Source organism: Streptomyces sp. NPDC041796 (genome assembly GCF_055590785.1).
This window is the reverse complement of record NZ_JBVJAH010000002.1, coordinates 73536-96759: the sequence shown is the minus strand read 5'-3', so window position 1 is coordinate 96759 and position 23224 is coordinate 73536. Positions and strand designations below refer to the sequence as shown.

General features: G+C 70.8%; 21 protein-coding genes. 14 read left to right on the top strand and 7 right to left on the bottom strand.

Translation table 11 applies throughout. From position 1 onward, the window contains the following. Positions 1 to 26 precede the first annotated feature (26 nt). From ACZ6C1_RS03810 to ACZ6C1_RS03800, 3 genes are all read left to right on the top strand, one after another. Positions 27 to 1316, top strand: a complete 1290-nt coding sequence (locus ACZ6C1_RS03810) for a hypothetical protein (protein ID WP_469237341.1) — start codon at positions 27 to 29, stop codon at positions 1314 to 1316. A gap of 644 nt (positions 1317 to 1960) precedes the next feature. Continuing rightward, positions 1961 to 2134: a hypothetical protein gene (locus ACZ6C1_RS03805; protein ID WP_469237339.1), complete on the top strand. Its 174-nt coding sequence runs from the start codon at positions 1961 to 1963 to the stop codon at positions 2132 to 2134. 264 nt (positions 2135 to 2398) lie between these two features. Next, the gene (locus ACZ6C1_RS03800) at positions 2399 to 3475 is read left to right on the top strand and encodes a hypothetical protein (RefSeq protein ID WP_469238153.1); all 1077 of its coding nucleotides are present in this window, start codon (positions 2399 to 2401) and stop codon (positions 3473 to 3475) included. Positions 3476 to 3817: 342 nt separating this feature from the next. On the opposite strand, the gene ACZ6C1_RS03795 is transcribed toward ACZ6C1_RS03800, so the two are convergent. Further along, complete coding sequence (locus ACZ6C1_RS03795; RefSeq protein WP_469237337.1) at positions 3818 to 4585, bottom strand: GNAT family N-acetyltransferase; 768 nt, start codon at positions 4583 to 4585, stop codon at positions 3818 to 3820. Positions 4586 to 5244: 659 nt separating this feature from the next. Between ACZ6C1_RS03795 and ACZ6C1_RS03790 the strand changes: the two genes are divergently transcribed. From ACZ6C1_RS03790 to metC, 6 genes are all read left to right on the top strand, one after another. Then, the gene (locus ACZ6C1_RS03790) at positions 5245 to 6411 is read left to right on the top strand and encodes an ATP-grasp domain-containing protein (RefSeq protein ID WP_469237336.1); all 1167 of its coding nucleotides are present in this window, start codon (positions 5245 to 5247) and stop codon (positions 6409 to 6411) included. A gap of 226 nt (positions 6412 to 6637) precedes the next feature. Then, entirely contained in the window at positions 6638 to 7906 is a 1269-nt protein-coding gene (locus ACZ6C1_RS03785) for a radical SAM protein (RefSeq protein WP_469237334.1), read from the top strand. A gap of 12 nt (positions 7907 to 7918) precedes the next feature. Next, entirely contained in the window at positions 7919 to 9133 is a 1215-nt protein-coding gene (locus tag ACZ6C1_RS03780) for an ATP-grasp domain-containing protein (RefSeq protein ID WP_469237332.1), read from the top strand. Further along, a complete protein-coding gene (locus ACZ6C1_RS03775) occupies positions 9130 to 10047 on the top strand; it encodes a sulfurtransferase (RefSeq protein ID WP_469237331.1) in 918 nt (305 codons plus the stop codon). Before ACZ6C1_RS03780 ends, ACZ6C1_RS03775 begins: the two co-directional genes overlap by 4 nt. Beyond that, positions 10044 to 11378: an MFS transporter gene (locus ACZ6C1_RS03770; RefSeq protein WP_469237329.1), complete on the top strand. Its 1335-nt coding sequence runs from the start codon at positions 10044 to 10046 to the stop codon at positions 11376 to 11378. Before ACZ6C1_RS03775 ends, ACZ6C1_RS03770 begins: the two co-directional genes overlap by 4 nt. After that, positions 11375 to 12565: a cystathionine beta-lyase gene (gene metC, locus ACZ6C1_RS03765; protein ID WP_469237327.1), complete on the top strand. Its 1191-nt coding sequence runs from the start codon at positions 11375 to 11377 to the stop codon at positions 12563 to 12565. The genes ACZ6C1_RS03770 and metC overlap by 4 nt, the downstream gene beginning before the upstream one ends. A gap of 336 nt (positions 12566 to 12901) precedes the next feature. On the opposite strand, the gene ACZ6C1_RS03760 is transcribed toward metC, so the two are convergent. After that, positions 12902 to 13177 carry a hypothetical protein gene (locus ACZ6C1_RS03760; protein ID WP_469237325.1) on the bottom strand — a complete coding sequence of 92 codons (276 nt, stop codon included), beginning with the start codon at positions 13175 to 13177 and terminating at the stop codon, positions 12902 to 12904. 357 nt (positions 13178 to 13534) lie between these two features. On the opposite strand from ACZ6C1_RS03760, the gene ACZ6C1_RS03755 reads away from it, so the two are divergent. Beyond that, on the top strand, positions 13535 to 14080 hold the full coding sequence (locus ACZ6C1_RS03755; RefSeq protein WP_469237323.1) for a hypothetical protein: 546 nt from the start codon (positions 13535 to 13537) through the stop codon (positions 14078 to 14080). A gap of 1242 nt (positions 14081 to 15322) precedes the next feature. On the opposite strand, the gene ACZ6C1_RS03750 is transcribed toward ACZ6C1_RS03755, so the two are convergent. Continuing rightward, the gene (locus ACZ6C1_RS03750; RefSeq protein ID WP_469237321.1) at positions 15323 to 16069 is read right to left on the bottom strand and encodes a serine hydrolase domain-containing protein; all 747 of its coding nucleotides are present in this window, start codon (positions 16067 to 16069) and stop codon (positions 15323 to 15325) included. Between the two features lie 700 nt (positions 16070 to 16769). On the opposite strand from ACZ6C1_RS03750, the gene ACZ6C1_RS03745 reads away from it, so the two are divergent. After that, positions 16770 to 17720, top strand: a complete 951-nt coding sequence (locus ACZ6C1_RS03745) for an alpha/beta hydrolase (RefSeq protein ID WP_469237319.1) — start codon at positions 16770 to 16772, stop codon at positions 17718 to 17720. Between the two features lie 194 nt (positions 17721 to 17914). On the opposite strand, the gene ACZ6C1_RS03740 is transcribed toward ACZ6C1_RS03745, so the two are convergent. From ACZ6C1_RS03740 to ACZ6C1_RS03730, 3 genes are read right to left on the bottom strand one after another with little or no spacing between them, the layout of a single operon-like run. Next, positions 17915 to 18076, bottom strand: a complete 162-nt coding sequence (locus ACZ6C1_RS03740) for an HAD hydrolase-like protein (protein WP_469238152.1) — start codon at positions 18074 to 18076, stop codon at positions 17915 to 17917. A gap of 3 nt (positions 18077 to 18079) precedes the next feature. After that, positions 18080 to 18541 carry an HAD family hydrolase gene (locus tag ACZ6C1_RS03735; RefSeq protein WP_469237317.1) on the bottom strand — a complete coding sequence of 154 codons (462 nt, stop codon included), beginning with the start codon at positions 18539 to 18541 and terminating at the stop codon, positions 18080 to 18082. Between the two features lie 7 nt (positions 18542 to 18548). Beyond that, a complete protein-coding gene (locus ACZ6C1_RS03730; RefSeq protein ID WP_469237315.1) occupies positions 18549 to 19307 on the bottom strand; it encodes a DeoR/GlpR family DNA-binding transcription regulator in 759 nt (252 codons plus the stop codon). A gap of 73 nt (positions 19308 to 19380) precedes the next feature. Between ACZ6C1_RS03730 and ACZ6C1_RS03725 the strand changes: the two genes are divergently transcribed. Together ACZ6C1_RS03725 and ACZ6C1_RS03720 are read left to right on the top strand one after the other, a co-directional pair. Further along, positions 19381 to 20658, top strand: a complete 1278-nt coding sequence (locus ACZ6C1_RS03725) for an MFS transporter (RefSeq protein WP_469237313.1) — start codon at positions 19381 to 19383, stop codon at positions 20656 to 20658. A 334-nt stretch (positions 20659 to 20992) separates the two neighbouring features. Beyond that, a complete protein-coding gene (locus ACZ6C1_RS03720) occupies positions 20993 to 21460 on the top strand; it encodes a tectonin domain-containing protein (RefSeq protein ID WP_469237311.1) in 468 nt (155 codons plus the stop codon). Positions 21461 to 21670: 210 nt separating this feature from the next. On the opposite strand, the gene ACZ6C1_RS03715 is transcribed toward ACZ6C1_RS03720, so the two are convergent. After that, the gene (locus ACZ6C1_RS03715; protein WP_469237309.1) at positions 21671 to 21844 is read right to left on the bottom strand and encodes a hypothetical protein; all 174 of its coding nucleotides are present in this window, start codon (positions 21842 to 21844) and stop codon (positions 21671 to 21673) included. 432 nt (positions 21845 to 22276) lie between these two features. On the opposite strand from ACZ6C1_RS03715, the gene ACZ6C1_RS03710 reads away from it, so the two are divergent. Then, complete coding sequence (locus tag ACZ6C1_RS03710) at positions 22277 to 22753, top strand: alpha/beta fold hydrolase (RefSeq protein ID WP_469237308.1); 477 nt, start codon at positions 22277 to 22279, stop codon at positions 22751 to 22753. The last annotated feature ends 471 nt before the right edge of the window (positions 22754 to 23224 follow it).

Sequence of the window (23224 nt, the reverse complement as noted above, 5' to 3'; positions counted from 1 at the left end):
TGCCCGTTCCGCACAGGAGGTTGATCATGGCGCACCCGCGCGAGGTCCACTACTACGACCATTCGGAGGACTTCGGGTTCAGCGGCCTCGCCGGCACGCTGTGCGCCCGTGCGGGCCTGCGGCTCGACGGGCCGGTGGTACTCGCTCTCGCCGGGGCGCAGGCCGAGGACGAGGACGACCAGCTCGGCCGGGACGTACGGCTGCTGCTGGACTCACCCGTGCCGGACGAGGTGCTCGGCGCGGTGTGGCTCGCGGCCGTACGACGTTGTTTCGACCCGGCCGAGGAGGGCATGGGCCCGCGGGCCTGGCTGCGCCGCCTCGCGGACGTGTGCCCGCCGCGCACACCGGAACGGAGCCCGTACGAGGTGGCGGCCCTGGACAAGGTGCGGCCGTCGGTGCCGGAGGAGGAGCTGCGTGCCACCGTCTCGGTGGAGATCGAGGCGGCCGCGGCCGGGCTCGAACGCTGCGTCGCCGTGCCGGGAATCGTCCCGGCGCTGTCGCGGATGGTGTGCGAGGCGGACGCCGACCTCGGATTCCGGCTGTTCCTGCGGGCGTTGAAGGCGTACTCCGTACCCGTTGCCAAGGACCAGTACGACCGGCTGGTGGCGATCGGCGAGCTGCTGGCCTTCCCCGGGGTCGCCGTCCACGAGGAGCTGCACGTGCGGTGGCCTCCGCTCGATCCGGGCCGGCGCGACGTGGGGACCGGCCGGTTCGGTCTGCCGTTCCTCGCGGCGGTGCTCACCGGGACGGACTGGCAGTACGAGGGCACCGTGCGGGAGAACACGCAGCGCGTCGTCCGCGCCGACGCCGGGGAAACCCCCGGCACCCAGGCGGCGGTCCTGCTCGACGACACGCAGCGACTGCTCGCCTCCCCCCTTTCGGGCGAGGCCGTCACCACCCTGTGGCGAACCGCGGCGGCGCGGTCGTACGTCACCGGCGCGGACGAGTTCGACGCCGACGGCCGGGCCTGGCTGGAGCAGGTTGTCCAGGAGTGCCGGGAGTACCTGGCCAAGGTCGACCCCGTCTACTCGCCCTCCTTGTCACCGGCCCGGACAGATCTGACGGAAACAGTGCTGCGGGTGGTGCACGAGGCCGTGGGCGTCGATGCGGCCGAGGTGCGGGACGTGGCGCCGGTGCTGGAGGAGGTGGTCACCACCGTGGACCCGGACTTGGGCTTCCGCTTCCTGATCCAGATCCTCTCCACGTACGAGGTGCCCGTTCCCGACGCCCGTCGCGACCGCTACCGGGCCCTCGCGCAGCGGCTCGGGTACGGCGCGGACCGCTTCGACGACTGGCTGCCCCGTCCATCGGACTGACGCAGCGCGGCCCTCTCCCCGCCCCGCCGGAGGGCGGACACCGCCGGCCCGGATGGGGCAGCCGTGCGCTGTACACACCCACCAGCCCCGCCGGACAGCCCGGGCCGGCACCCCGCCCCGGGTATGGCGGCCGGGGCTCCCCACCGGGCCCGGCACGGCCGGTGAGACGGCGGCGGTCCTGGGCGGGCGCTCCCACCGGCCGGTACGCAGCGCGCCGTGGGCGGCGCCCACGGCGCGTGAGGCGCTGCCGGGAGCCGTACCGGAGTGACGCCACTGCGTGGGCCCGGGCCCCGGTGGAGGAGCGGAGCGGATCAGTGATCACACAGCGGTGGGCCGGTCGTGGGCTCAGGCGGACGCGTTTCACGCGTTCTGGTCGCATGAGGTGATCGGCCCGGCCGGACCGGTGCCGGAAGCATCCCCGTTCCTGACCGAAAGGTCCTGTCAGCCGCGTTCGCCCTGTCAGCCGCGTTCGCCCTGCCCGTCGCGGCTCACTACCGGACCGGTGGTCGCTGCTCGGCGTCGGCACCTGGCGACGTGGATGTGCGGCATCCGGCGCCGGTGGGGGCGGCGGGCACCGCAGGTCGTCGTCGGCGGCGGCTTGCGCCCACGGCGTACTGGCGCTGCAAGGGCTGCTCCTGGACCTCATGCCACCACGCGCGCTGCCTGTATCGCCGCGCCGGAAGTCGTACGTCACCGCCGTCCTGGCGGGCGAGACGGCTGTGCGGGACCCCGGCGCTCCGCTGTCGGCGGTCGCCTGCGGCCTGTTCGTCCGGGCCGCCCGGGAGATCCTGCCGGCGCTGTCCGCCGTGGAGCAGTGATCGGCTGACGCCCAGCCATATACGGGCAGCGCTGGTTCCACCTGGGCCGCCCTGCCCCCCCCCGTCGCTTCTGGACAGGAGGGGAGAAGCCGCGCACGGGGACCGGGTGAGCTGGGATCAAACGGTGAGCTCAAGCACGGTAGTTGCCACATCGGCGGGCTTGTTGTCGACGTGGCCGGGTGGGCTGGACGTTGCAAGCAGTTGAACGCTGACGCCGGTTGAGGCGGCAGGGGACTGTCGGTGGCCGATGGCAGGATCACCGGCATGGTTTTCGTACGCACTACCCCGCCGCGGCCCGTCGAAGTGACCACGGTCTTTCCGGAGCTGGCTCCGCTGGCGCGTCCTGCGGTCCGGTTGCATCCTCGTCCCGGGTCACCTTCGAGAGGGGACAGCTCGGTCGGGGGGCCGCTGCTGTGGCCGGCTGAGGAACCGTGGCCGCACTGCGAAGACTCGCACGTGCACCGTGACAGTGGGTTCCGCCAGTCGCCGGCAGAAGTGCGGCTGGAGAGACGCAGGCGGGCCCGACTGAACCGTGATCCTCATGGTCCCGCGTTCACGTCCGAGGAGGAGGCGATCAAGGAGCAGAATGCCGCGAGGCTCGCAGAGCGCCTCGCGGTCGGCCCTCCCCGGCCCGCGGAGTGCCCGGTCCCGATGTTGCCCGTGGCTCAGCTGTATCTGCGCGACATACCTCTGATACGGCCGCCTGGTCAGGCCGATCTGCTCCAGGTTCTTTGGTGTCCCTACGACCACGATCCGGATTACAAGCCCGCGACCGCACTGTTCTGGCGGTCCGCCGCCGCAGTCGTCGACGTCCTCGCCACACCACCGGAACCGTACGAGGCGGACTACCCGGGCTACGTGCCGGAGCCGTGTCTGCTGGCACCAGAGGCAATCACCGAGTACCCCAACAGCCTTGACTTGAGCCCGGAGATGCGGTCGGCGGTGGGGGAGTGGAGCAGATGGCAGGAAGTCGGCGTTGGCGTGGACAGCTCGTACGCGGCCTATCCGGAGGAGTTCTATGACAGCCACCTGGCTGACGCTCCCGGCTGGAAGGTCGGTGGCTGGCCCCCGTGGGGCCGCACTGACCCGTACCGCCGGTACTGCACTGTCTGTGACACCCAGATGGTCCCGCTGCTGACCATCGCCTCCTTCGAATGGGACGGCGGTTCGCGACGCTGCTGGGCGCCGTACGAAGATCAAGCAGCCGCCTACGCCGTCAGTCGTCATGCCGGCCAGAACCCGGCTCAGCCCACCGCGGTCGAAGTGGGCAGCACGGACAACATGCAACTCTACGTTTGCCCGACCTCGCCCGAGCATCCACACACCGACCTGATCCAATGAACTGTCCGGACTGTCACACACCCTCCCGTAGTCGATGGCAGACATGCTGCCGAGTCAGGGCGAGTGACAGGCTGCCTGCCTCGTCGGTGCCGATCAGCCTGCTTCGACCAATCCCACTCACCACGTCATCCACCGATCCGGTGGCGGCCAGTGCCGCATCAGGCCACGTTCGCCCGCTGCTCGTCCTCTCATGTAAGGGTGGCAGGGAAGACCCGCACCCGTCCCGACCGCGTGCGGCCGATGAAGCGCACGCTCCGTCACGGGTTCGCCGGGAGCGCGCCAGAGGTACCGGCGGCTTGGGGTGGTGGCACGCGGCCGCCACCCCGAGCCGGGGTTGTGCCGTCAGGGGCGTTGTTCCATGGGCCGCGAGAGGTAGAGACGGGTGCCCCGCGGCTTGTAGCCGATGCTCTCGTAGACGCGGCGCGAGCCCTCGCCGGAGTACTCCAGCCAGACTGATCCCGCCCCTTTCGCGAACATCGCTGCGGTCACCTGGGCGGTTACGGCGGTGGCGATGCCGCGGCCGCGGTGGGCCGGGCGGGTGCCGACGCCGGAGAGTTCCGCGGTGTCCTCGGCGGGCGGTGAGCAGGAGGCTCCGCCGGCGCAGCCGCCCTCCGCAGCGCGGACGAAGCGCACCGCTCCGCCGCCTTGCTGGGGGCGGCGCAGTCGGTCCGCGCCCTGCGCAGACGGGGCGAAGGCGCCGCCGAACGCCTCGGCGAGCGCGGCGTCCAGCGCGGCGTACTCGGCGTCGGTGACCGGGATTTCCACGCGCGGGGTGTTGGTGGACCGAGGGACCGTCACCTTGTCCGGGGTGCAGACGAGGTATTCGTGCACCGCCTCGATGGCGAAGCCGGACGCCCGCAGAGCCGGTGCCACGCTGGGTGCGGCTTCCGGCACGAACTCCAGCCGCGGCAGCAGGCCGCGCTCCTGGAAGACGCCGATCAGCGCGGTGACGTCTCGCTCGGTCGGCTCGGTTCCGGGCAGCGGAGTCGCGTAGTTGAGGTACGGGCTGTCGGTGCCGGGGTGGAAGCCCGCAACGAAACCTCCGGTCTCAACGACGACGGGTCGGCGGCGGAGGTTGGCGACGGCAAAGCTTTGGACCTGGATGTCCATGGTGGTTTCGACCTCACGAAGGCTCGGATCGGCCCCATGACGGAACTCGTTGAGTCCCGGGGGCAGGAAAGAGTGGCGGTGCGTCAGGCACCGCATCGTGGGGCCGCCGTGCGGGGTCGTGCGTGGCAGGGTGAGGCGGTTGACCGCTGCGAAGCGGGCCGCTCAGTGCCGACGGCGGCCGCTCGAGGACGCCGAGATCATTGGCTGTCGTTCCTCACCGTGTTCCGTCTGCAAGTCGCAGAGCGCGAGCCACTCTTCCACTGCTCGCCGGTGGCGCGCAAGGCGTTATCCCCAGGCCTTGGTGGCGGTCACGAATCCGGGCGGCGGTCCAGGCAGCGGCCGGCGGCACTGACAACAAAGGCGCTGACGACAACGACGCTGACAGCAACGATACTTACGGCGGCGTTGGGCCACGTCGGTGGTGGTCGGTGCCGTTGCCACGAGGCTCATGCCGACGCTGAGCCGCCACGTTCGGACCGCTGCGAGAAGAATCGTTGACAGAGGGCGGGTGCCGGTGATCTTCTGTCGCACGTCGCACAAGCGGGGGCAGTTGGGAGGGGTCCGGTCCGTGCGAGGACCGGTGCCTTGTTCCTCGTCTTGGGCATGCGCACCAATCGGCCTAGGGGAGGGCGGAACGGGATGTCTGCGAGGACGCAGTCGTGACTCTTGTGATCATCGGGGCGAACCCGACGGTCGCACGCGCGGCCGAGACACTGCCCGGCGACCTGGTGCACGTACAGCTTCCCGGAGCACCGGCCCTCGACCCGGGCATCGTCGCAGCCCGCCAGGTCTTCACGGCCGACTTCCGGAACCGTGAGACCTTTCCGTCCTTCGTCGACGAGGTGCTCGCCCCTCTGCGGCCCACGGCCGTCGTGTCGCTGACCGAGCCCGGTCTGGAACCGGCGGCCGCGGCGGCGCAGCGCCTCTGTGCCAGGGGCGTCGCCCCGGACGTGGTCAGGGCGACCCGTGACAAGTTGGCCATGCGTCGCGTCCTGGAGCGGAAGGCTCCCCACCTGAACCCCGCCTTCGCGGCGGGGGACGACCGGGAGGCGGTGGCGGCGTTGTTCGCCCGGCACGAGCGGGTGGTGGCCAAGCCCGTCGACGGCTTCGGCAGCACCGCCGTGCGGCTCCTGGAAACCGCCCACGGCCTTCCGGAGGAACTCGCCACCGCCGCCACGCTGGTCGAACAGTACGCCGAAGGGCACGAGTTCAGCGTCGAGACATTGTCGTCGGACGGCCACCACACCTTCGTCGGAATCGCCGAGAAGGGAACGACCGGCGGCTTCGTCGAGGTCAGCCACATGATGCCGCCCCCGTCCCTGGACGACCGCCGGCAGAGGCTGGTGGAACGGGCCGTCGGGGAACTGCTCGACGCGCTCGCCCTCACGGACGGCCCGAGTCACACCGAGGTCAAGGTCGACGGCGACAAGGTCACCGTCATCGAGACACACAACCGCCTCGGCGGCGACGGCATCGCGGACCTGGTACGCCTCACCACCGGGATCGACTGGCGCCGTGCCGCGCTGGGCTGGCCCGTCGGTGCAGGAATGCGCCGGGAGCCGGCGGCGGCGCCGGCAGCAGCGACCGTCTTCTTCACCGCCGCGCCCGGGCGGGTCACGGATGTCGCACCGCGGCCCCGTCTGACGCACGGGGTCATCGCGGAATGGGATGTGTCCGCACGGGTCGGCGACGAGGTGCGGCCATTGCTGTCCTCGCAGGACCGGCTGGGGATGGCGGTCCTCACCGCAGCCGGCCCCGCTGAATGCGTCGCAGCAGTGGCCGAGCTGACCGCCCTGCGGATCGTCACCACCGCGCCGGCCTGCTGAGGGCCGGGCCCCGGCCCCCCTGTGGCTCCGCCCCACACGTACCGCCCCACACGTACCGCCCACACGTAACACACCCACGTAACACACCTACGCAACAGACGACACGTAACAGATCACGCGTACCGACCACAGGTACGACCGCGCCCGCGTGAGCCCGTTCTCGCGCTCACGTCGAGATGCGGATTTCAGCCGACCAGTTCGCTTTGATCAATGATGCGGGGGACACATGTCTGTCAAGAATGCGCCCATTTCGTATGACTTCCACGGCGATGAGCCGTTCAGCACCCCCTTCCGGGACATCAAGCCCGAGGACATCCACATCTACCTCGATCTCGACACCAAGGTCGGGAAGAACACGTGCGGACAGAAATGCACGCACTGTTGGTTCGTCAACTACGAGAAGGTGTACGACAAGTCGTTCGCAATGGAGGAAGGGCCGCTCATCCTTGCGGGCCTTCAGTCGCACGGCTATCACGTCTATCCGCGTTACGTCGACAGCTTCGCCTACGACGGTGCGTTCATGCGCATCTACGGGCCGGCCAACAACCGCGAGTTCCGCCAGGAAATCGATCACAAGCCCACCGAGACCATGGAGAAGGGCGACGCCTGGACCAGCGGTCGCCCCCTGCTCGCCGACAACTACGAGGAACTCCTCGATCTCGCCGTCGAGAACGGCTACGGCACCATCTCCATCACGTACCACGGTGTCATCGGCGAGGACCTCGCCGTCACGGACCACCGCGACTACCCCATCAAGGGGGTGTTCAGCGGTGCGGAGACCGAGGAGGTTGTCCGCCGGATCGCCGCCTACAACGACAAGCAGCACAGCGGGCACGAGGCCGACGACGACGCGCCCGCGTTCCGGGTCAACATCGGCGTCACCATCGGCCGCCACAACAACGGCCGCGAGGCCCTGGAACGCTACGCCCACTACTTCAACAAGCTCGGCGTCGACACCGTACGGTTCAACAACTTCACCGACCACGGCGGCCGCCATCCCGAACTCCGCCTCAGCCGCGAGGAGGTCGAGCAGGCCTACCGCGACTTCAAGTGGCTCCACGAGAACGTCGAGCTTCACTTCCAGCTCGGCGTCAGTGAGGACTTCGGAACCTTCGGCATCAAAGCCATGGGCTTCCCGGGTCACGTCGGCTGGTGCCGGGCCGGCCGCCAGTTGTTCGCCGCCATCCCGGCCCAGGAGACCGTCCTCTCGCAGACCGAGGACGGCCGTCGCGAGAAGATCGGCGACATCGTCGGCTGCGTCAACACCTTCGAGCCCCACCTGGGCATACTCGTCCGCACCGTGACCGACGAGGGCGAGAAGGTCGGCTACGACCTGGAGTTCGACCACGAGGCGATCGAGGCGTTCACCGCCAAGCGGCTTTCGGGCGTCTACAAGGACGGGTGCTTCGCCACCGAACTCTCCGAAGAGATGGGCCTGGTCTCCCGGGTACCCCAGCGTCGCCGGCTGCCCCTCCTCGTCACCTCGCAATCCTGAAAGAACCCCACCATGCGCCACGTCCTCATCTTCGCCAAGACCCCGTACACCAAGACCCCGTACGACCAGTGGCTCGCCGGGTCCGGCATCGAGCCGGTCATCCTGACGACCACGGAATTCGCGCCCGGCTACGCGCATCTGCCGCAGGTGTACGCCTTCGACGACTACGACACCAATCAGCTCGTCGAGAAGACGGCGCTGCGACTGGCCCGCGAGCACGCCGTCGAGGCCGTATTCGCCCGCGCCGAGGCCGACGTGGTGCGGGCAGGCCAGTTGCGTGAGCTCCTGGGCCTGCCCGGGCAGCACACCGCCAGTGCCCTGGCGTTCCGTGACAAGGTGGTCATGAAGGACCACCTCTCCGGCGGTCCCGTCGAGATCCCCGTGTACCGGCTCGTCGACTCGGCCTACACGATGGTGGAGTTCGTCGAGGAACACGGCTACCCGGTCGTCGTCAAGCCGGTCTCCGAGTCCGGCTCCCTCGGCGCGTGCGTCATCCGCGACGAGGCCGCCCTGGACGCGTACCTCGCCCGGCCATGGCGGGGGACCAGCCAGATCGAGACGTTCGTCGAGGGCCAGATGTACCACGTCGACGGCCTGGTCGTCGGCGGGGAGGTGGTGTTCGTCCACCCCTTCCGGTACGTGCACGACTGCCTGTCGTTCCGGGACGACGACTGGGTCGGCTGCCTGCCGTTGTCGCCGCGGGACCCCGCGTACGACCGGTTGGTCAAGGCCACCGGAGCGGTACTGGCCGAGCTGCCCACGCCCGCGCACACCGCCTTCCACGCCGAACTGTGGATCACCCCGGACGATCGGATCGTCTTCTGCGAGATCGCCAGCCGTACCGGCGGAGGCATGATCAGCGCCATGGTCAGGCACGCCTTCGGCACCGACCTGGACAAGGAGTGGCTGTACGCCGAGTGCGGACTGCCCTCGACCCTGGCGAACCCGGTGTACCGTCCCGTCGGATGCCTGAACATCCCACCGTCCAAGGGGGTACTGGAGCACCTGCCCACGGGCGGAGAGCCGGACTGCGTCCGCGAGGTCTCCTTCACCGGGGCGGTCGGACAGGAATACCACGGAGGCGTGAAGTCCGGTCTCTACCTGGCCGGTTACGTCATCGACGGTGACACGGAGGAAGACGTGGCCGCCAACATGCACACGGTTGCCGCCTGGTATGCCGGACAGGTCCGCTGGCGCCCGGCCGACCGCGAGGAGCACACACAGTGAACACACCGAATTCTCCGGCCCGTCCGGAGCAGCCCACCGAACTTGAACTGCCGGGCCCCCTGGTGCGGGCCGACTGGCTCGCCCAGCGGCTCGGCGCCCCCGGACTCGTCGTCCTCGACGCCTCCGTGGGCGCGCACCGTGGCTCCCCGCGGCGCATCCCCGGAGCGCGGCCCTTCGACATCGACGGGGCCCTGTCCGACCATACGGGCCCGCTGCCGCACACCATGCCGGACGCCGATGCGTTCACCGAGGAACTACGAGCCCTCGGCATCGACGACAGCAGCACGGTCGTCGTCTACGACGGCGCGGGCATCTATTCGAGCGCACGCGCCTGGTGGATGCTGCGGGCGATGGGCTTCGACCGCGCCGCTGTGCTCGACGGCGGGCTCCCGGCGTGGAGCGCTGCCGGACTCGGCGTACGGCCGGAGCCCGCCGCGTACACCGGACCCCGCGGCGACTTCACCGCCCGGCCCCGCCCGGGCCTGCTGGTCGACAGCGCCCGGGTGTCGGCGGCCCTGACCGACCCGGAGTGGGCCGTCCTCGACGCCCGCGCCCGGGAACGGTTCACGGGCGACGCCCCCGAGCCCCGTCCCGGTCTGCGCGGCGGCCACATGCCCGGCGCGCTCAACCTGCCCTTCGGCGAGCTCCAGGACCACGGCGTCATGCGCCCGGCCGGCGAACTGCGCGATCTCTTCTCCGGCGTCGCGGGCGACCGGCGCCGACTCGTCTTCAGTTGTGGGTCGGGCGTCACGGCCTGCGTCCTGGCGCTCGGTGCCGAACTGGCCGGGTACGAGGAGACCGCCGTGTACGACGGCTCCTGGAGCGAGTGGGGCCTGCCGTCCCCGCTGCCGGTCGTCACCGGACCGGCCGACGGGGGAGCGGGGAACACCGGCGACGGGGGCCCGCGCCCGTGAAGGCGTCCCTCTCCGCCAAGTGGGGGACCTTCCGCGGGCTTTCGCCGAGCCTCAAGGCCCTGATCGTCCTCTCCTTCGTCGTCGCCCTCGGCAGTTACATGATCACCCCGTTCATGGGTGTGCTCATGGTCGAGGGCGTCGGTATGGACATCCGCCTCGCCGGTGTGCTGGTCGCCGTGGCGACGTTCATCCAGTTCGGCGGCAGCATCCTGGGCGGCGTCGTGGTGGACCGGCTGGGGCTGAAGGAGACGATGGTCGTCTCCCTCGCCCTGCGCACCGCGGGCCTCGTCCTCCTCGGGGTCGCGGTCCGCGTGCCCTGGGTCGCGTACCCGGCGGTGGTCCTCGTCGCCGCCGGGCCCGCGCTGTACCTCCCGGCGAACAAGGCGTACATCGTCACCAGTGTCTCCGACGAGCTGCGGCCCCTGTTCCTGGCGGTGAGCAGCGCCGCCCTCAACGCGGGGATGGGGGTGGGGCCGCTGCTCGCCGCCCTGCTGATGGGGGCGGACCCGGTCGTCCTGCTGCTCAGCGCCGCCGTACTGTTCGCCCTGATCACCGCGGCCCACCAGCTCTGCATGAAGCCCGTGTCCGGCCGGCGGGCGGCTGCCGGTTCCGCCGCGGGTGCGGGCAGTGGCGCCGTCTCCGGTGTCGACGATGCGGGTGGCGCCGTCTCCGGTGTCGCCGACGCCGGTGTCGGCGGGAAGCGGGACGGGCGGGGCGAACGGCGTCAGGCGCTGCGAGGCGCGCTGCGTCCGGTGCTCTTCACGGCCCTGGCCTTCTACCTCTACTTCTTCTTCCAGAGCTTCGTCGGCCTGTACGCGGCCGCCACCTCCGGCATCCACGTGCTGGGCTGGATCATGCTCACCAACTGCGCCTTGGTGGTGCTGCTCCAGCCCCCGCTGGCCGACCGGATAGCGCGGACCGGCTTCCGGCCCCTGCTCGTCGTCTCGTTCACGCTGATGGCGGCGGGCATGGGCATGATGTACCTGCGGGAGACTCCGGTGCTGCTCCTGGGCACGGCCCTGTTCACGCTCGGCGAGGTGTTCCTCTTCCTGCGGTGCGATCTGGAACTCGTCGAGCGGGTGCCGGGCAACCCGGCCTTCGCCTTCGGCGTCCAGCGGCTGACCGCGGGCATCGGCGGGCTTCTCGCCGGCGTCGTCGGCGGCTTCCTGTTCGCCCGCTACGAGGGTGCGGGCAGTCCGGAGACGTTCTGGCTCGTCGTGGCCGGCCAGTGCGTGGTGGCCGCGCTCGCCGCCGCGGCGCTCGGCGGCGGCCGCCGCACCCCGTCCCGCGACGAGCGCGGTGCGGATCCCGAACTGGAGGCAGTCCCATGACCGGGCAGCAGCGCGCGACAGCGACTCGGTACGTCCACGCCGGTGCCGACCCGATGCGTCAGCAGGGATACGTCAACCCGCCCGTCCACCGGGCGTCCACGGTGCTGTACGAGGACGTCGCCGAGATGGACGCCTCACAGGCCGACCCCCTCAAGCGGGCCATGCCCGTGTACGGCCGCTTCGGGACGCCCACCACCCGCGCCTTCGAGGAGGCCCTGGCCGAGCTGGAGGGCGGACACGCCTCCGTCACCACCTGCTCCGGCCTCGCGGCGGTCACCACGGCCGTCCTGGCGTACGTGCGGGCCGGCGACCACATCCTCGTCAGCGACTCCGTCTATCTGCCCACCCGCAAGTTCTGCGACTCGCTGGCCGGACTGGGCGTGGAGACCGAGTACTACGACCCTGGTGTCGGCGCAGCCATCGGTGACCTGATCCGGCCTCGCACCCGGCTGGTGTATCTGGAGTCCCCGGGGTCCACCACCTTCGAGGTGCAGGACGTCCCCGCCATCACCGCGGTGTGCCGGTCCCGCGGAGTGGTCACCCTCATCGACAACACGTGGGCCACGCCCGTCTTCTGCCGCCCGCTCGACCTGGGTGCCGACATCGTCGTGCACTCGGCGACCAAGTACCTGACCGGCCACGCCGACAGCATCCTGGGCGCCGTCGTGTGCACCGAGGAAAGCTTCACCCCCGTGCGGCAGGCCGCGATCCGCCTGGGACAGTGCGCCGGCGCGGACGACGTCTACCTGGGCCTGCGCGGACTGCGCACGCTGGGCGTCCGGATGCGTGAACATCAGTGGCAGGCGATGGAACTCGCCCGCTGGGCCACCAAGCAACCCGGCGTCGCCCGTGTCCTCCACCCGGCCCTCCCCGAGCACCCCGGCCATGACCTCTGGCTCCGCGACTTCTCCGGCGCCGCGGGCCCGTTCGGGCTGGAACTGGAGCCCCACTTCGGCCCGGACGCCGTGAACGCCCTCCTGGATCGTCTCCGACTGTTCGGCCTCGGCCACAGCTACGGCGGTTACGAAAGCCTCATCGTCCCTACCGACCCGGCGGCCCACCGCCTGCCGGGAACCTGGGCGGACCGGGGCCCCTTGCTGCGCGTCCACGCGGGCTTCGAGGACATCGACGACCTCAAGGAGGACCTCGCCGCCGCGCTGGCAGCCCTGCCCCCGCACCCTGGGTGATCGACCGGCTGGGCCCCGACGACACGGACCCCGACCGGAGCCCCGAGGCGTTGGCGTCCGACACGCTCGACGCACTGGCCCTCACACCCCCACAGGCCGCCGCTCTCGGCCGAGGGCTGGCGCGACCTTCCCGCCGAGCAGCTCCGCGAGCTGCGGCGACACAAAAACCTGACGGCCCATCCCGAAACCTGGTCGGCTACCGGGCACCCGGCCCGGTCCGCGATCGACTCGTCACCTGGACCACGGCACCACCGCTCCTGCCTTGACCAGCCCTCCAGCAGTGAGATCGCCTCAACTGAGCTCTTCAAGGCGACGTGCAGCAAAGGCGGTCGAAGATCAGAACGGAACGGGCAGGCCGGAGTCGCGCAGTCGGGCCAGAGCAACGGACATGCACTGCTGAACAGTCCTTCCGTCAGCTCGCATCCCATGGGCCAACGGGCCGCCGCTGGCGGCAAACGTCCACGCCGGCGCGTTGTCAGCCAGTCTCTCGGCGTCCATCCTGATCACGGCGTTCACACCCTGCTCGCCCAGCCACTCCAAGATCAGAAGTGTCACGTCCTCGACGCCGCGTTCCTCACCGATCTTCGGCCCACGGCCTCGGTTCCCAGTCATCACCCCGACTCTATCGAGGCCCCGGAGGTGGTCCAGGGGCCCCAAGCGGCAATTTCAGAGAAGCCTGTGTCAGGTGTCCTAAAGTTCTCGTGGCCCCGGAACAGATGCCACGACTCCAGGAGATCCACGCCAACCTCGTCGATCGCCTCTGCCTGAGGCCAAGGACCAGGGCCGGGCTCGGCGAGGTCGCCGCCATCGAGACCACCATGGCCGCCGCTGACCAGAAGCTGGATGCCATGCGCGAGAGTGCAGATCAGCCGTCCACTGCCCACCTCGGCATGCCCGACATGCGCCGCGACATCGGACGAAGCAGCGCCGAGGCTGAGAGACTTTCCCAACGGGTCCTAAGCTTCGCGGATGACTTACGAAGAGCTGTGCTGGGACCCGATAGCGGCACTTCCAGAAGGCGAGCCCGAGACGTCCTTCGGCGGGCGTTGGGAGGACCGGCTCTGGTTGAACGTTCCCGGCCCCTTCTACACCGGCATCACCGACAACTGTTGGACGGGCCGGCTGCACGCACCGCGGCATGTGCTCTACGGCGGCGAATACTTCAGTGAATATGTGTATCGCCAGCCGGCGACCACCGCCGAGGTCCTGCACCTTGTGACAGCAGCCCAGGAAGATCCGTACCGCGGCTATGCCTGCGACGGCGACAGCCGATGGACACCCGAGGCTGTTCGGGACTGGTGGCGCGACCGTGGCCGGGTCACCGAGTACGTGCAGTCACTTCTGCCCAGATGGTCATCCAGCGACAGGTCTGAGGAGCGGGAAGCCGCGGAGGGGCTGAGGGACTTTGCCGCCTACATCGCTGACGGGCTCGGCGCGGACCTCCGTAAGTACCTCTTCCGACTCGAAGAGGGCTGCTACCCGAGGGACTGCGGACCACTGCCTGAGCTCCGATAAGCAATGACGGCCAAGGGGTGCTCGGTAGCTCGCCGCCATGCGCGACATCGCGGCCCGACACAGCACCGCCACCTCGGCACGCCCGCTTTCCGCAGCGTCGTCGCGCGCATCGACTCCGAGCAGCCAAACAATGGTGCGAGGCAGCAGTCCTGAGGACGACGACGAGGGGATGGCCGTCTTCCTCTGTTCACGTGCGGCACCGCGATCACGCCGGAGCCGGCTGAGCCGGCCGCCGTTCCCGACGTCTCCGACGACGAACACGACCGGGACAAGGAGACACGCTGGGCACCCTCCATTCCGCTGGGCGGCTACGTGATCGAACGCGAGCCTGGGAATCTCCCTATGTCGGCACGGAGGTCCACCACTTCCCCGGCGGGCACATCGGACTGACCACGCACCCCGCAGAGTTCGGCGAGCTCCTGCGGAAGGCCCTCCGAGCCTCGGTCTGAGTCGCGCATGACCTGGTCAACTCCGCCGGGGCGGTCGAAGGACGTTGACATCGACCTCGGGGACCAGCGGTACAGCCATTGAGGCCAAGCAGCTGATCTCGGCCCGGACGGTGATCTACGAGGGCGGCGTCGTGTCGTTGACGAGCCGCAGAGTGGGCGTGATAGAGCGAATTCGCCGAGTTTCAGTGGTGTCTCACGCCAGTTGGCGGCCAGTTGAAGCAGGCGCTCGCTGCCGTGGCGGAAGCCGGGCGGCGGTGTGTTCGGGACCGTCGGCCACAAGGTGGTGGTGGCGAACCGGACCGCGTGCATGGCCACGGTGGCGTGCGGGTCGACGCCCCCGCCCTCCAGGGCGGCGCAGTACGTCGAGCCGGTTGACGGCGCCGAGGCGTTCATTGACGACCTTCTCGTACTCCTGTGCGCGCACGGTCGCGAGGTCATCCACGGCGGCCTGCGGCGTTCGGGTGCGGCTGGGCCTGGAGTCGCTCCCGAAGCTCGATCTCCCGTGGGGTGAGTAGGTCCTCCGGTCGGCGGATGCGTACGGGCTTGTCCCTGATCGGCAGGTTGCCGTCCGTAGCGGCGTGCTCGGCTCCGGCGAAGGCCCGGTAGAGCGAGGCGACCGACGGGGATCATCACCGCGGCGAACGCCGCCCTGATCGCCTCTCAGGCACAGGTGCCGATGGCCGCTGATCCCGACGACGGACGGCCGTCGGGACGCGGTCTCGATCGTGGTCGCCGTGACCGGCCGCGGTCGCGTGGACGGTGGTGGGCCCAGGGGGCCACCAGGGACGGCTCGTCACCCGCGCGGGGAGATGGCCTTGCTGTCGTAGACGTTGCCCGGGGTGACGACCTGGGTGATCGCGCGGGCGAGGAGGGTGGACGGCTCCTGACCCTGCCGGCGGACGTCGGTGTTGAGCATGAGGACCAGGGTGGCCTTGCGCGAGGGCAGGTACACGGTCACGGTCTCGTACCCGGGGATGGATCCGTTGTGCCCGATCCACCCGTTGGCGGGGTCGCTCTCCAGGTCCCGGACGAAGTCGGGGTCGGCGGTGTACGGGAACAGGCCGCTGCGCATGCCGGCGAGGTGCCGCAGGGTGATCCGGTGTCCGTTCGGGACGCCGGCGACGTACCGGGAGATGGGGTCGTCCAGCCGGACCCGTCCGTCGTCGACGAGTTCGAGGAGCGCGGTGACGGTGAAGGTCTTGGTCTCGCTGCCGATCCGGACGTAGGAGTCGACGGCCATCGGTTCACGGGTGCGGGTGTCGGCGACGCCCGTCGCCCGGACGTACTGCCCCTTGCCCGGCATCCACAGCCCTACGACGACCCCCGGGATGCGGGCCTGTCTGCGGACGTTCTCGATCGTCCTGTCCAGGCGGGCGGTCAGCTCGGGCCCGAGGCCGCAGTGGTGCCGGCACTCGTCGTCGCCGTGGCGGTCGGTGGCGGCGGCGTGCACCGCGGTGGGAGGTGTCGCCGCCAGGGGGACGAGGACGGACGCCGCGAGCAGGGCTGCGGCGAGCGGCCGGCGGTTGAGGATGCGTCGCATGTGGGGGCGCCTTTTCCGGTACGGGGAAGCGGACGGCCACATCAACATCCCGGCTCCGCGACGCGGGGTCCCGGTTGCGCGGCGTTCCGGCAAGTCCACTCGTTCGGCGCCATGGGTGCGGCCGCTCGCCCGTCGTTCGTGCGGCCGGTCTGCCCCGGGCGGCCGGCTCCAGCGTCAGGCCGTGGATGGGGGGCCGGGCGGCAGGTGGACGGTCATGACCAGGTGGCAGGTTCGGTGCCGTCGCCGCGGTAGGCGCGATCCCGCACACCGCCATCCGACCAGCTGGAGCTTTGCGCAGGGAGCTGGCGAGGGAGACATGGCAGAGCCATGTCGACGACGACAACGCCGCGAGCACGCATGCAGGGCGACGCGGGCCAGGCGAGATGGTGCGGACACGACCTGGGTCCTGTCGGCATGTGTTCGTCGCGAAGAGGTCCGGGACACTCCCTAGCGCCTCGTACGGCCCCTGCCCCGCGCTCCGACCCGACGGCCGGTGCCTCTCAGCGGACCTTCTCCCCTCCGCGCGGCCACCGCCTCGGGGGTGTCGTCGCGTAGGCTCGGGCCAGGGACCACGCAGGGCAGCCGGTGGACGTCGCCGGGCCTCAACGCGCCTGCGGCTGAACGGTGTAGGCGCGCAATACCGCTGACTGCCACGCCTCGCCGGGGTCTCCCACTGTGAGCCGACCGGACGGGAGAGACCGTGGTTTTCGATCCGCAGCTGCAAGCCCTGTACGACCGGCGTGCCGCCGAAGGGGCCAGGCCGCTGTACGAGATGACACTCGCCGAGGCGAGGGCGGCCGACCTGGCCGCCGTCCGGGCGGGCGCGGGCACCCCCGAGCCCGTGCGGGAGGTGTTCGACGAGCTGATACCGGGTCCCGCCGGCACCCTGCCGGTCCGCGTCTACCGGCCCGGGGTGGACCGCGGGCCCCTCCCGGTGCTGGTCTATTTCTTCGGTGGCGGCTGGACCCTGGGCAGCATCGAGACGAGTGACGCCATCTGCCGCAGCCTGGCCAACGCCGCCGGCTGCCTCACCGTCGCGGTGGGGTACCGCCTGGCGCCGGAGAACAAGTTCCCCGCCGCGGTCCAGGACTGCTTCGCGGGCCTGCGCTGGGCCGCGGAGAACGCCGTACGCCTCGGTGGCGACCCCACGCGCATCGCCGTCGGCGGTGACAGCGCAGGTGGCAACCTCACCGCCGCGACGACCCTCATGGCGCGGGACGCGGGCGGCCCCGCCATCCGGGCCCAACTGCTCGTCTACCCCAACACGGACTACTTCGCGGACACGCCGTCACGCCGCGAGAACACCGATCCGCTGCTGTTCAACGACAAGTCCGTGCAGTGGTACTGGGACAACTACCTGACCTCGCCGGAGGAGGGCCACGACCCCCTCGTGTCACCGCTCCGCGCGCCCAGCCACGCGGGCCTGCCCCGGGCGCTCGTCATCACCGCCGAGTACGACCCGCTGCGCGACGAGGGCGAGCAGTACGCCCGACGCCTGCGCGACAGCGGCGTCGAGGCCGAGTACACGCGCTACCCGGGCGTGACGCACGGCTTCTTCGCCATGGCGGGCACCCTCGACGCGGGGAGCCGCGCGGTGGAACAGGCAGCGGCGTTCCTGCGCGCCGCGTTCGAGGGCGCCGCCACGACGTGACGACCTCGCGCGCCCGGGAGCCGAGCACCCGGGCGCGCGGGCTGGTCGGCGGGCAGCGCCGACGGGCAGCACCGGCGGAAAAAGCGGAGGCCTGCGTGCCGGTGATCCGTCGCCGGTCACGTCGATCCGTCACCGGTCACGTCGGCCGCCGGCGGCCGACGGATGTTCGTCGGCGTTTCGCCGCGCGTGCCGGGCTATGCGGCCGCGTCGTCCTCGTGCTCCCGTAGCGCCGCGCGCAGGTCGGCCGCGCCGGTGAACAGCACGCCGCGCAGCCCTGCGGTGCGTGCCGCGGCCACGTTCTCCTCCCTGTCGTCCACGAAGAGGACGTCCCGCGGTGGTGCGGCGAGTGCCCGCAGGCATCACGTGTACGCGGCGGGATCCGGTTTGGCGTGACCGGTCCGGCAGGAGAACGCGCGTACGTCGAAGTGCCGCAGCCAGGCGGCGTGATGTTCTTCGTAGTGGTCGGCCAGTTCGGGCGGGATGTTGGAGAGCAGGGCGAGGCGCCGCCCGGTTGCGGCGAGTTCGCCGACGAGCGCCACCATTTCCTCGTCGACCGCGCTCCAGCTCGCCAGGTCGGCGTCGATGAGCGCCCCGACGCGTGCGGCGTCGAAACGTGTGCCCAGCGCGGTGCCCACCTCTCGCCAGTAGGCCGGACCGGTCAGGTCGCCCCGGTCGTACGGTGGGCGCAGCCGCCAGTACGCGTCCCAGAACGGCGGCGCGGGCGTGTCCGCCGTGGTGACGAGCGCCGCTCGCGCCTCCGGCGACTGGGGCAGCGCAATGACGCCGAACAGGTCGAACAGGACGGTTCCAGGGGACGTCATGGCGGGGTCACACCTTCCGTACGGTGACGCCGGCCGCGGCCAGCGCGTCGGTCGCCGCGGCTGGTGCCGTCATGTCGGTGACAACGGCGTGGAGCGCGGTGGGCGGCGCGACGAACGCCAGCGCCGTGCGGGAGAACTTGGCCGCCTCGGCGACCGCGACGGTGCGCCGTGCCGACGCCATCGCCGCCCGTTTCACGGCCGCGTCGGCGAGGTCGTAGGCGGTCAGACCGTCGTCGGCGGTGAGGCCGCAGCAGCCGATGACGGCCGTGTCGAAGCGGACCGCCGCGAGGGACGCCTCCGTGAGGGGCCCGGTCAGCGCCAGTTCGCCGGGCCTCGGCTCACCGCCGGGCAGGAGCAGTCGCACGGACGGGGCGCCGGTCAGCGCGTTGGCGGCGTGCAGCGACAGCGGCATCACGGTGACACGACGGCCGCGCAGCGCCTTCGCGACCTCCAGGCACGTCGTCCCGCTGTCGAGGACGACGGACTCGCCGTCGGCGATGAGGTCGACGACGTCCGCGGCGATCCGGCGCTTGACCTCTTCGCCCTCCTGCGCCCGCAGCCCGAACGGCGGCTCCTCGCCGCGCAGCAGCAGACTGCGCGCACCGCCGCGGAACCGTTCGAGCACCCCTTGGTCGGCCAGGATCTCCAGATCGCGCCGCACCGTCATCTCGGAGCACCCGGTGAGCCCGGCCAGCTCCGCCACGCTCAGCTCGCGCGCCTCCCGCAGGGCATCGGCGATCCGGCGGTGTCGTTCAGTGGTTCCCATGCGCGCATTGCACACGAGGTGTGTGCGAAAGTCAACGTACCGAACACTGGTCTTGTTCATTAGGCTCGCTCTCATGAACAGCACCCTGCGGGCCGCCCGCCTCGCCACGTTCGCCTTCTTCGCCCTGAACGGCTTCGTGATGGGCATGTGGATCGTGCACATCCCCGCGGTCGAGTCCCGCACCGGGATCAGCCACGCCGTCCTGGGATGGCTGCTGTTGCTGCTGGGCGGCGGCGCGTTCGCCGGGATGCAGATGTGCGGCCGTCTCACCGACCGCCTCGGCGCCCGCCGGGTGGTGCCCGCGGGCGCCGTGCTGTGCAGCGCGGCGGTGGTGGCGCCCGCCCTGGCGACCGACGCGCCGGGGCTCGGGGTCGCGCTGTTCCTGCTGGGCCTCGGCAACGGCTGCCTCGACGTCAGCATGAACACCCACGCCGTCCAGGTGGAGCGCGCCTACGGTCGGCCGGTCATGTCCGCGTTCCACGCGGTGTTCTCGCTGGGCGGCGTGCTCGCCGCACTCGTCGGCGCGCGGCTGATCACCTGGGGCTGGGACCTCGGTGTGACCCTGGCCGCCATTGCCGCGACCGGCCTCCTGGTGACCGTCGTCGCCACACCCGCGCTGCTCGGCCCGCCCAGTGGCGCCGGGAAGGACACCGGCACCACGGGTGAGGACACCGCCACCGAGGGGGCAGCGGCCGGCAGCGGGACGGGTGAGGGCGCACGCCCGGCCGGCCGGCGGCGGACGCCCCGGCGGGTGTGGGTCCTGGCCGTCCTGGCCCTGCTGCTGATGCTCTGCGAGGGCGTCGCCAACGACTGGAGCGTGCTGCACCTGGAGGACGTGCTGGGCGCGCCCGCCGCCACCGCCGCCTTCGCCTACGGCGCCTTCGCCACCGCCATGACGGTGGGCCGCCTGCTCACCGACCGGGTCGCCGCCCGTACCGGCCCGGTGTTCGTCGTCCGCTACGGCGCCGCCGCTGCGGGCGCCGGGCTGACCGTCGCCGCGCTGTCCCCGTGGGTGGTGCCCGCGCTCGTGGGCTGGGCCGTGTTCGGCCTCGGACTGTCCGGCTGCGTACCGCAGTTCTTCAGCGCCGCAGGCCACACCGACGAGGACGCGGCCGGCGCCCACGTCTCCCGGGTCGCCGGGCTGGGCTACCTCGGCATGCTGGCCGGGCCCGCCGTCATCGGCCCGCTGACCCACCTCGTACCGCTGAACCTCGCTCTGCTGCTTCCGGTGGCGCTCTGCGCGGTGGCAGCCGCAGCGGCGGGCGTGCTCCGCACCGACCCGCGACCCGGGGTCGGGGCGGCCACCCGGCCGGCGTCCGACGGGCCGACGGTCGGCACGAGTACGGCCTGAGGCCGGCGCCGCGGGCCTCCTTCGCCGGCGAGCCGTCCCGCGTCGCCCGTCCCGCGTCGCCCGGCGTCGGTTTGCCGGCACTGTCCCGTCGTCGCTCGTTCATGCGCGCAGCGATGGCGAAAGGGTGCCACGCGGGTCACTCGTGCGAGGTACACGGATTCCGGACATCGGTTGACCGGGACGGGAGACCAGGCACTCCGAGGCATACGGCGGCCTCCCCGCCAAACATCGATTTTCCGTAGTTTCCGATGATCGGTGGGCGTCGTCACCCGTTTGCCCGACCCTCCCGTCGTCCATCACCTGGTTACGCAACCCGACGACAGGGGCTCAGATCATGGCTGAATGGACTCAGATCACCGGTGCTCTCACGGCGATCTCCGCGGGATCGAGGACCAACGTGTGGGGGGTCAACTCCGCGGGCAACATCTACCGCTACAGCGGGGACGACGCGGACCCCTGGATCAACATCCCCGGCGCCCTCAAGGACATCGGGGCCGCGGCGGACGGCACGGTGTGGGGAGTCAACGCGGCAGGGAACATCTACCGCTACACCGGTGACGAGAGCTCCACGACCTGGAAGCAGATCTCCGGTGGTCTGGCGCGTATCTCGGCCGGGTCGAGGACCAATGTATGGGGGGTGAACTCGGGCGGCGGCATCTACCGGTACACCGGTAACGACTCCAACCCGTGGATCAACATCCCCGGCGCGCTGACCGACATCGGAGCGGCGCCCGACGGCACGGTGTGGGGCGTCAACTCGGCCGGCAACATCTACCGCTACAGCGGCGACCAGCCCGGCTAGGCCGCCACCGGCGTCGCCGCGCCCCCGGCGCAGGTCGCCTCCGCGGGAGCGGAACCCCCCATGGGCCCGGGCGCACCCGGCGCCCGGGCCCACCGCTCCCGCCGCGTCCACCGGTGCGCCCACCGTGCCTGCACGGTGGCCGCACCGGTCCGTCCGGCCTGCGGTACGGGTACGCGGGACGAGCCCAGCAGCCGGGCCGCCCAGGGAGGTTCAGCGGCGACGGCGGGAGTGCCAGGAGGTGCCGATACCTGCGACGTGCAGCGCGAGCAGTGTCAGGCCCAGCAGCATGACGTTGCCCGAGGAGAACGTGTCGTTGGTGCCGATGTCGGCGGCGTTGATGAGGAAGGCGACGAAGAACAGAACGGCGGCGACGATGCCCAGCATGGGACGGCTCCCTTGTCGGATGTTCGATGTTCGGATGCGCGGATGCGCGGATGCGCGCGGATGCGTGAAGCGGTGAAAGCGGCGAACGGTGCGGTGCAACGGTCCATGTGCCCCCGGAATCCGGTCGCAGACATGTTCGGGCCATCGCCGTCCCGCGCGGAGGGCGGACGGTTCCGCACCAATTCCGCCGCCGACCGACGAGTTCGCGGCGCAGGGCCGGTCAACAGGGGCAGTGGTACACCCCCTCAAGAGACGGCATGACCGAGACCGACACCCGGCTCCCGGACACGCCGGGCGCGACGCTCACTTACGACGTGCGGCCCCGGACGGTGACGGCACCGGTGGCCGGCCGCTGCTGTTGATCGGCTCGCCGATGGGCGCGGCCGGCTTCGCCTCGCAAGCCGCCCGTTTTACCGACCGCACCGTCGCACCGTGGTGACGTACGACCCGCGGGGAACCGACCGGAGCCCGCGCACCGACGGCGCCGCCCGGACGGCTCCCGAGGAGCACGCGGACGACGTGCGGCGGGTGATCGAGGCGCTCGGCCGCGGCCCGGTCGACCTGTTCGCGGGCACCGGCGGCGCAGTGAACGCGCTCGCCCTGGTGGCCCGCCACGGAGAACCGGTCGCGACGCTCGTCGCCCACGAGCCGCCTGCCGCGCGCGTGCTGACAGACAGCGCGGCAGTACTGGACGTGTGCGAGGACATCCACACCACCTACCTGCGGCAGGGCATGGGGCCGACGATGGTCAAGTTCCTCAGCACTGTCGCCGGAAGGACCTCTTGTGTAGGCCCGTGGGGTTCAATGCGGGTACGGGAAACGCTCTGTGGGACCGACTCTCAGTTGAGGTGCAGTCGGAGGTGGACAGCCTCGTTTCGGCCGGGCGAAACGTGCAGGCAATTGCTGTGATGCGCGAGCGTGTCGGTCTTCCGACGCCGAGTCTGCACGAGTGTGTTGATCTGGTGGATCAGCGCTTCAGCGTGCTGCGGCCGACTACGTGAAGTTGTGCGCGTGGTCATGCGGCGCGCCAGTTCGGGGTCGATTGCTGGTGAGCCGTCGCTTATGAGGTCATTCGGTGATGGCCGCGGCGGCTGTGGCTTGGTGTGGTCTCCGCCATAGGGACCAGCTCAGGGCACGGACGGCTGTTTCGAGGTGGGGTGCGGGGCGAGACGGGCGCACATGCCTGCTTCCCCCTCCTCCAGTGCATAAGCCGCCCGCGAAGCCCTCGCCCGGCGCCTGAAGCACCTGGTCAAGGATGCCGGGATCAACGGGCGCGTGCTGTCCGCCCGGTGCGGCTGGGACCCGGCCAAGGCCTCCCACATCCTCAACGGCAAGGCCGCCCTCCGACACCGACCTGCGCGCCTGGTGCGACGTCTGCCA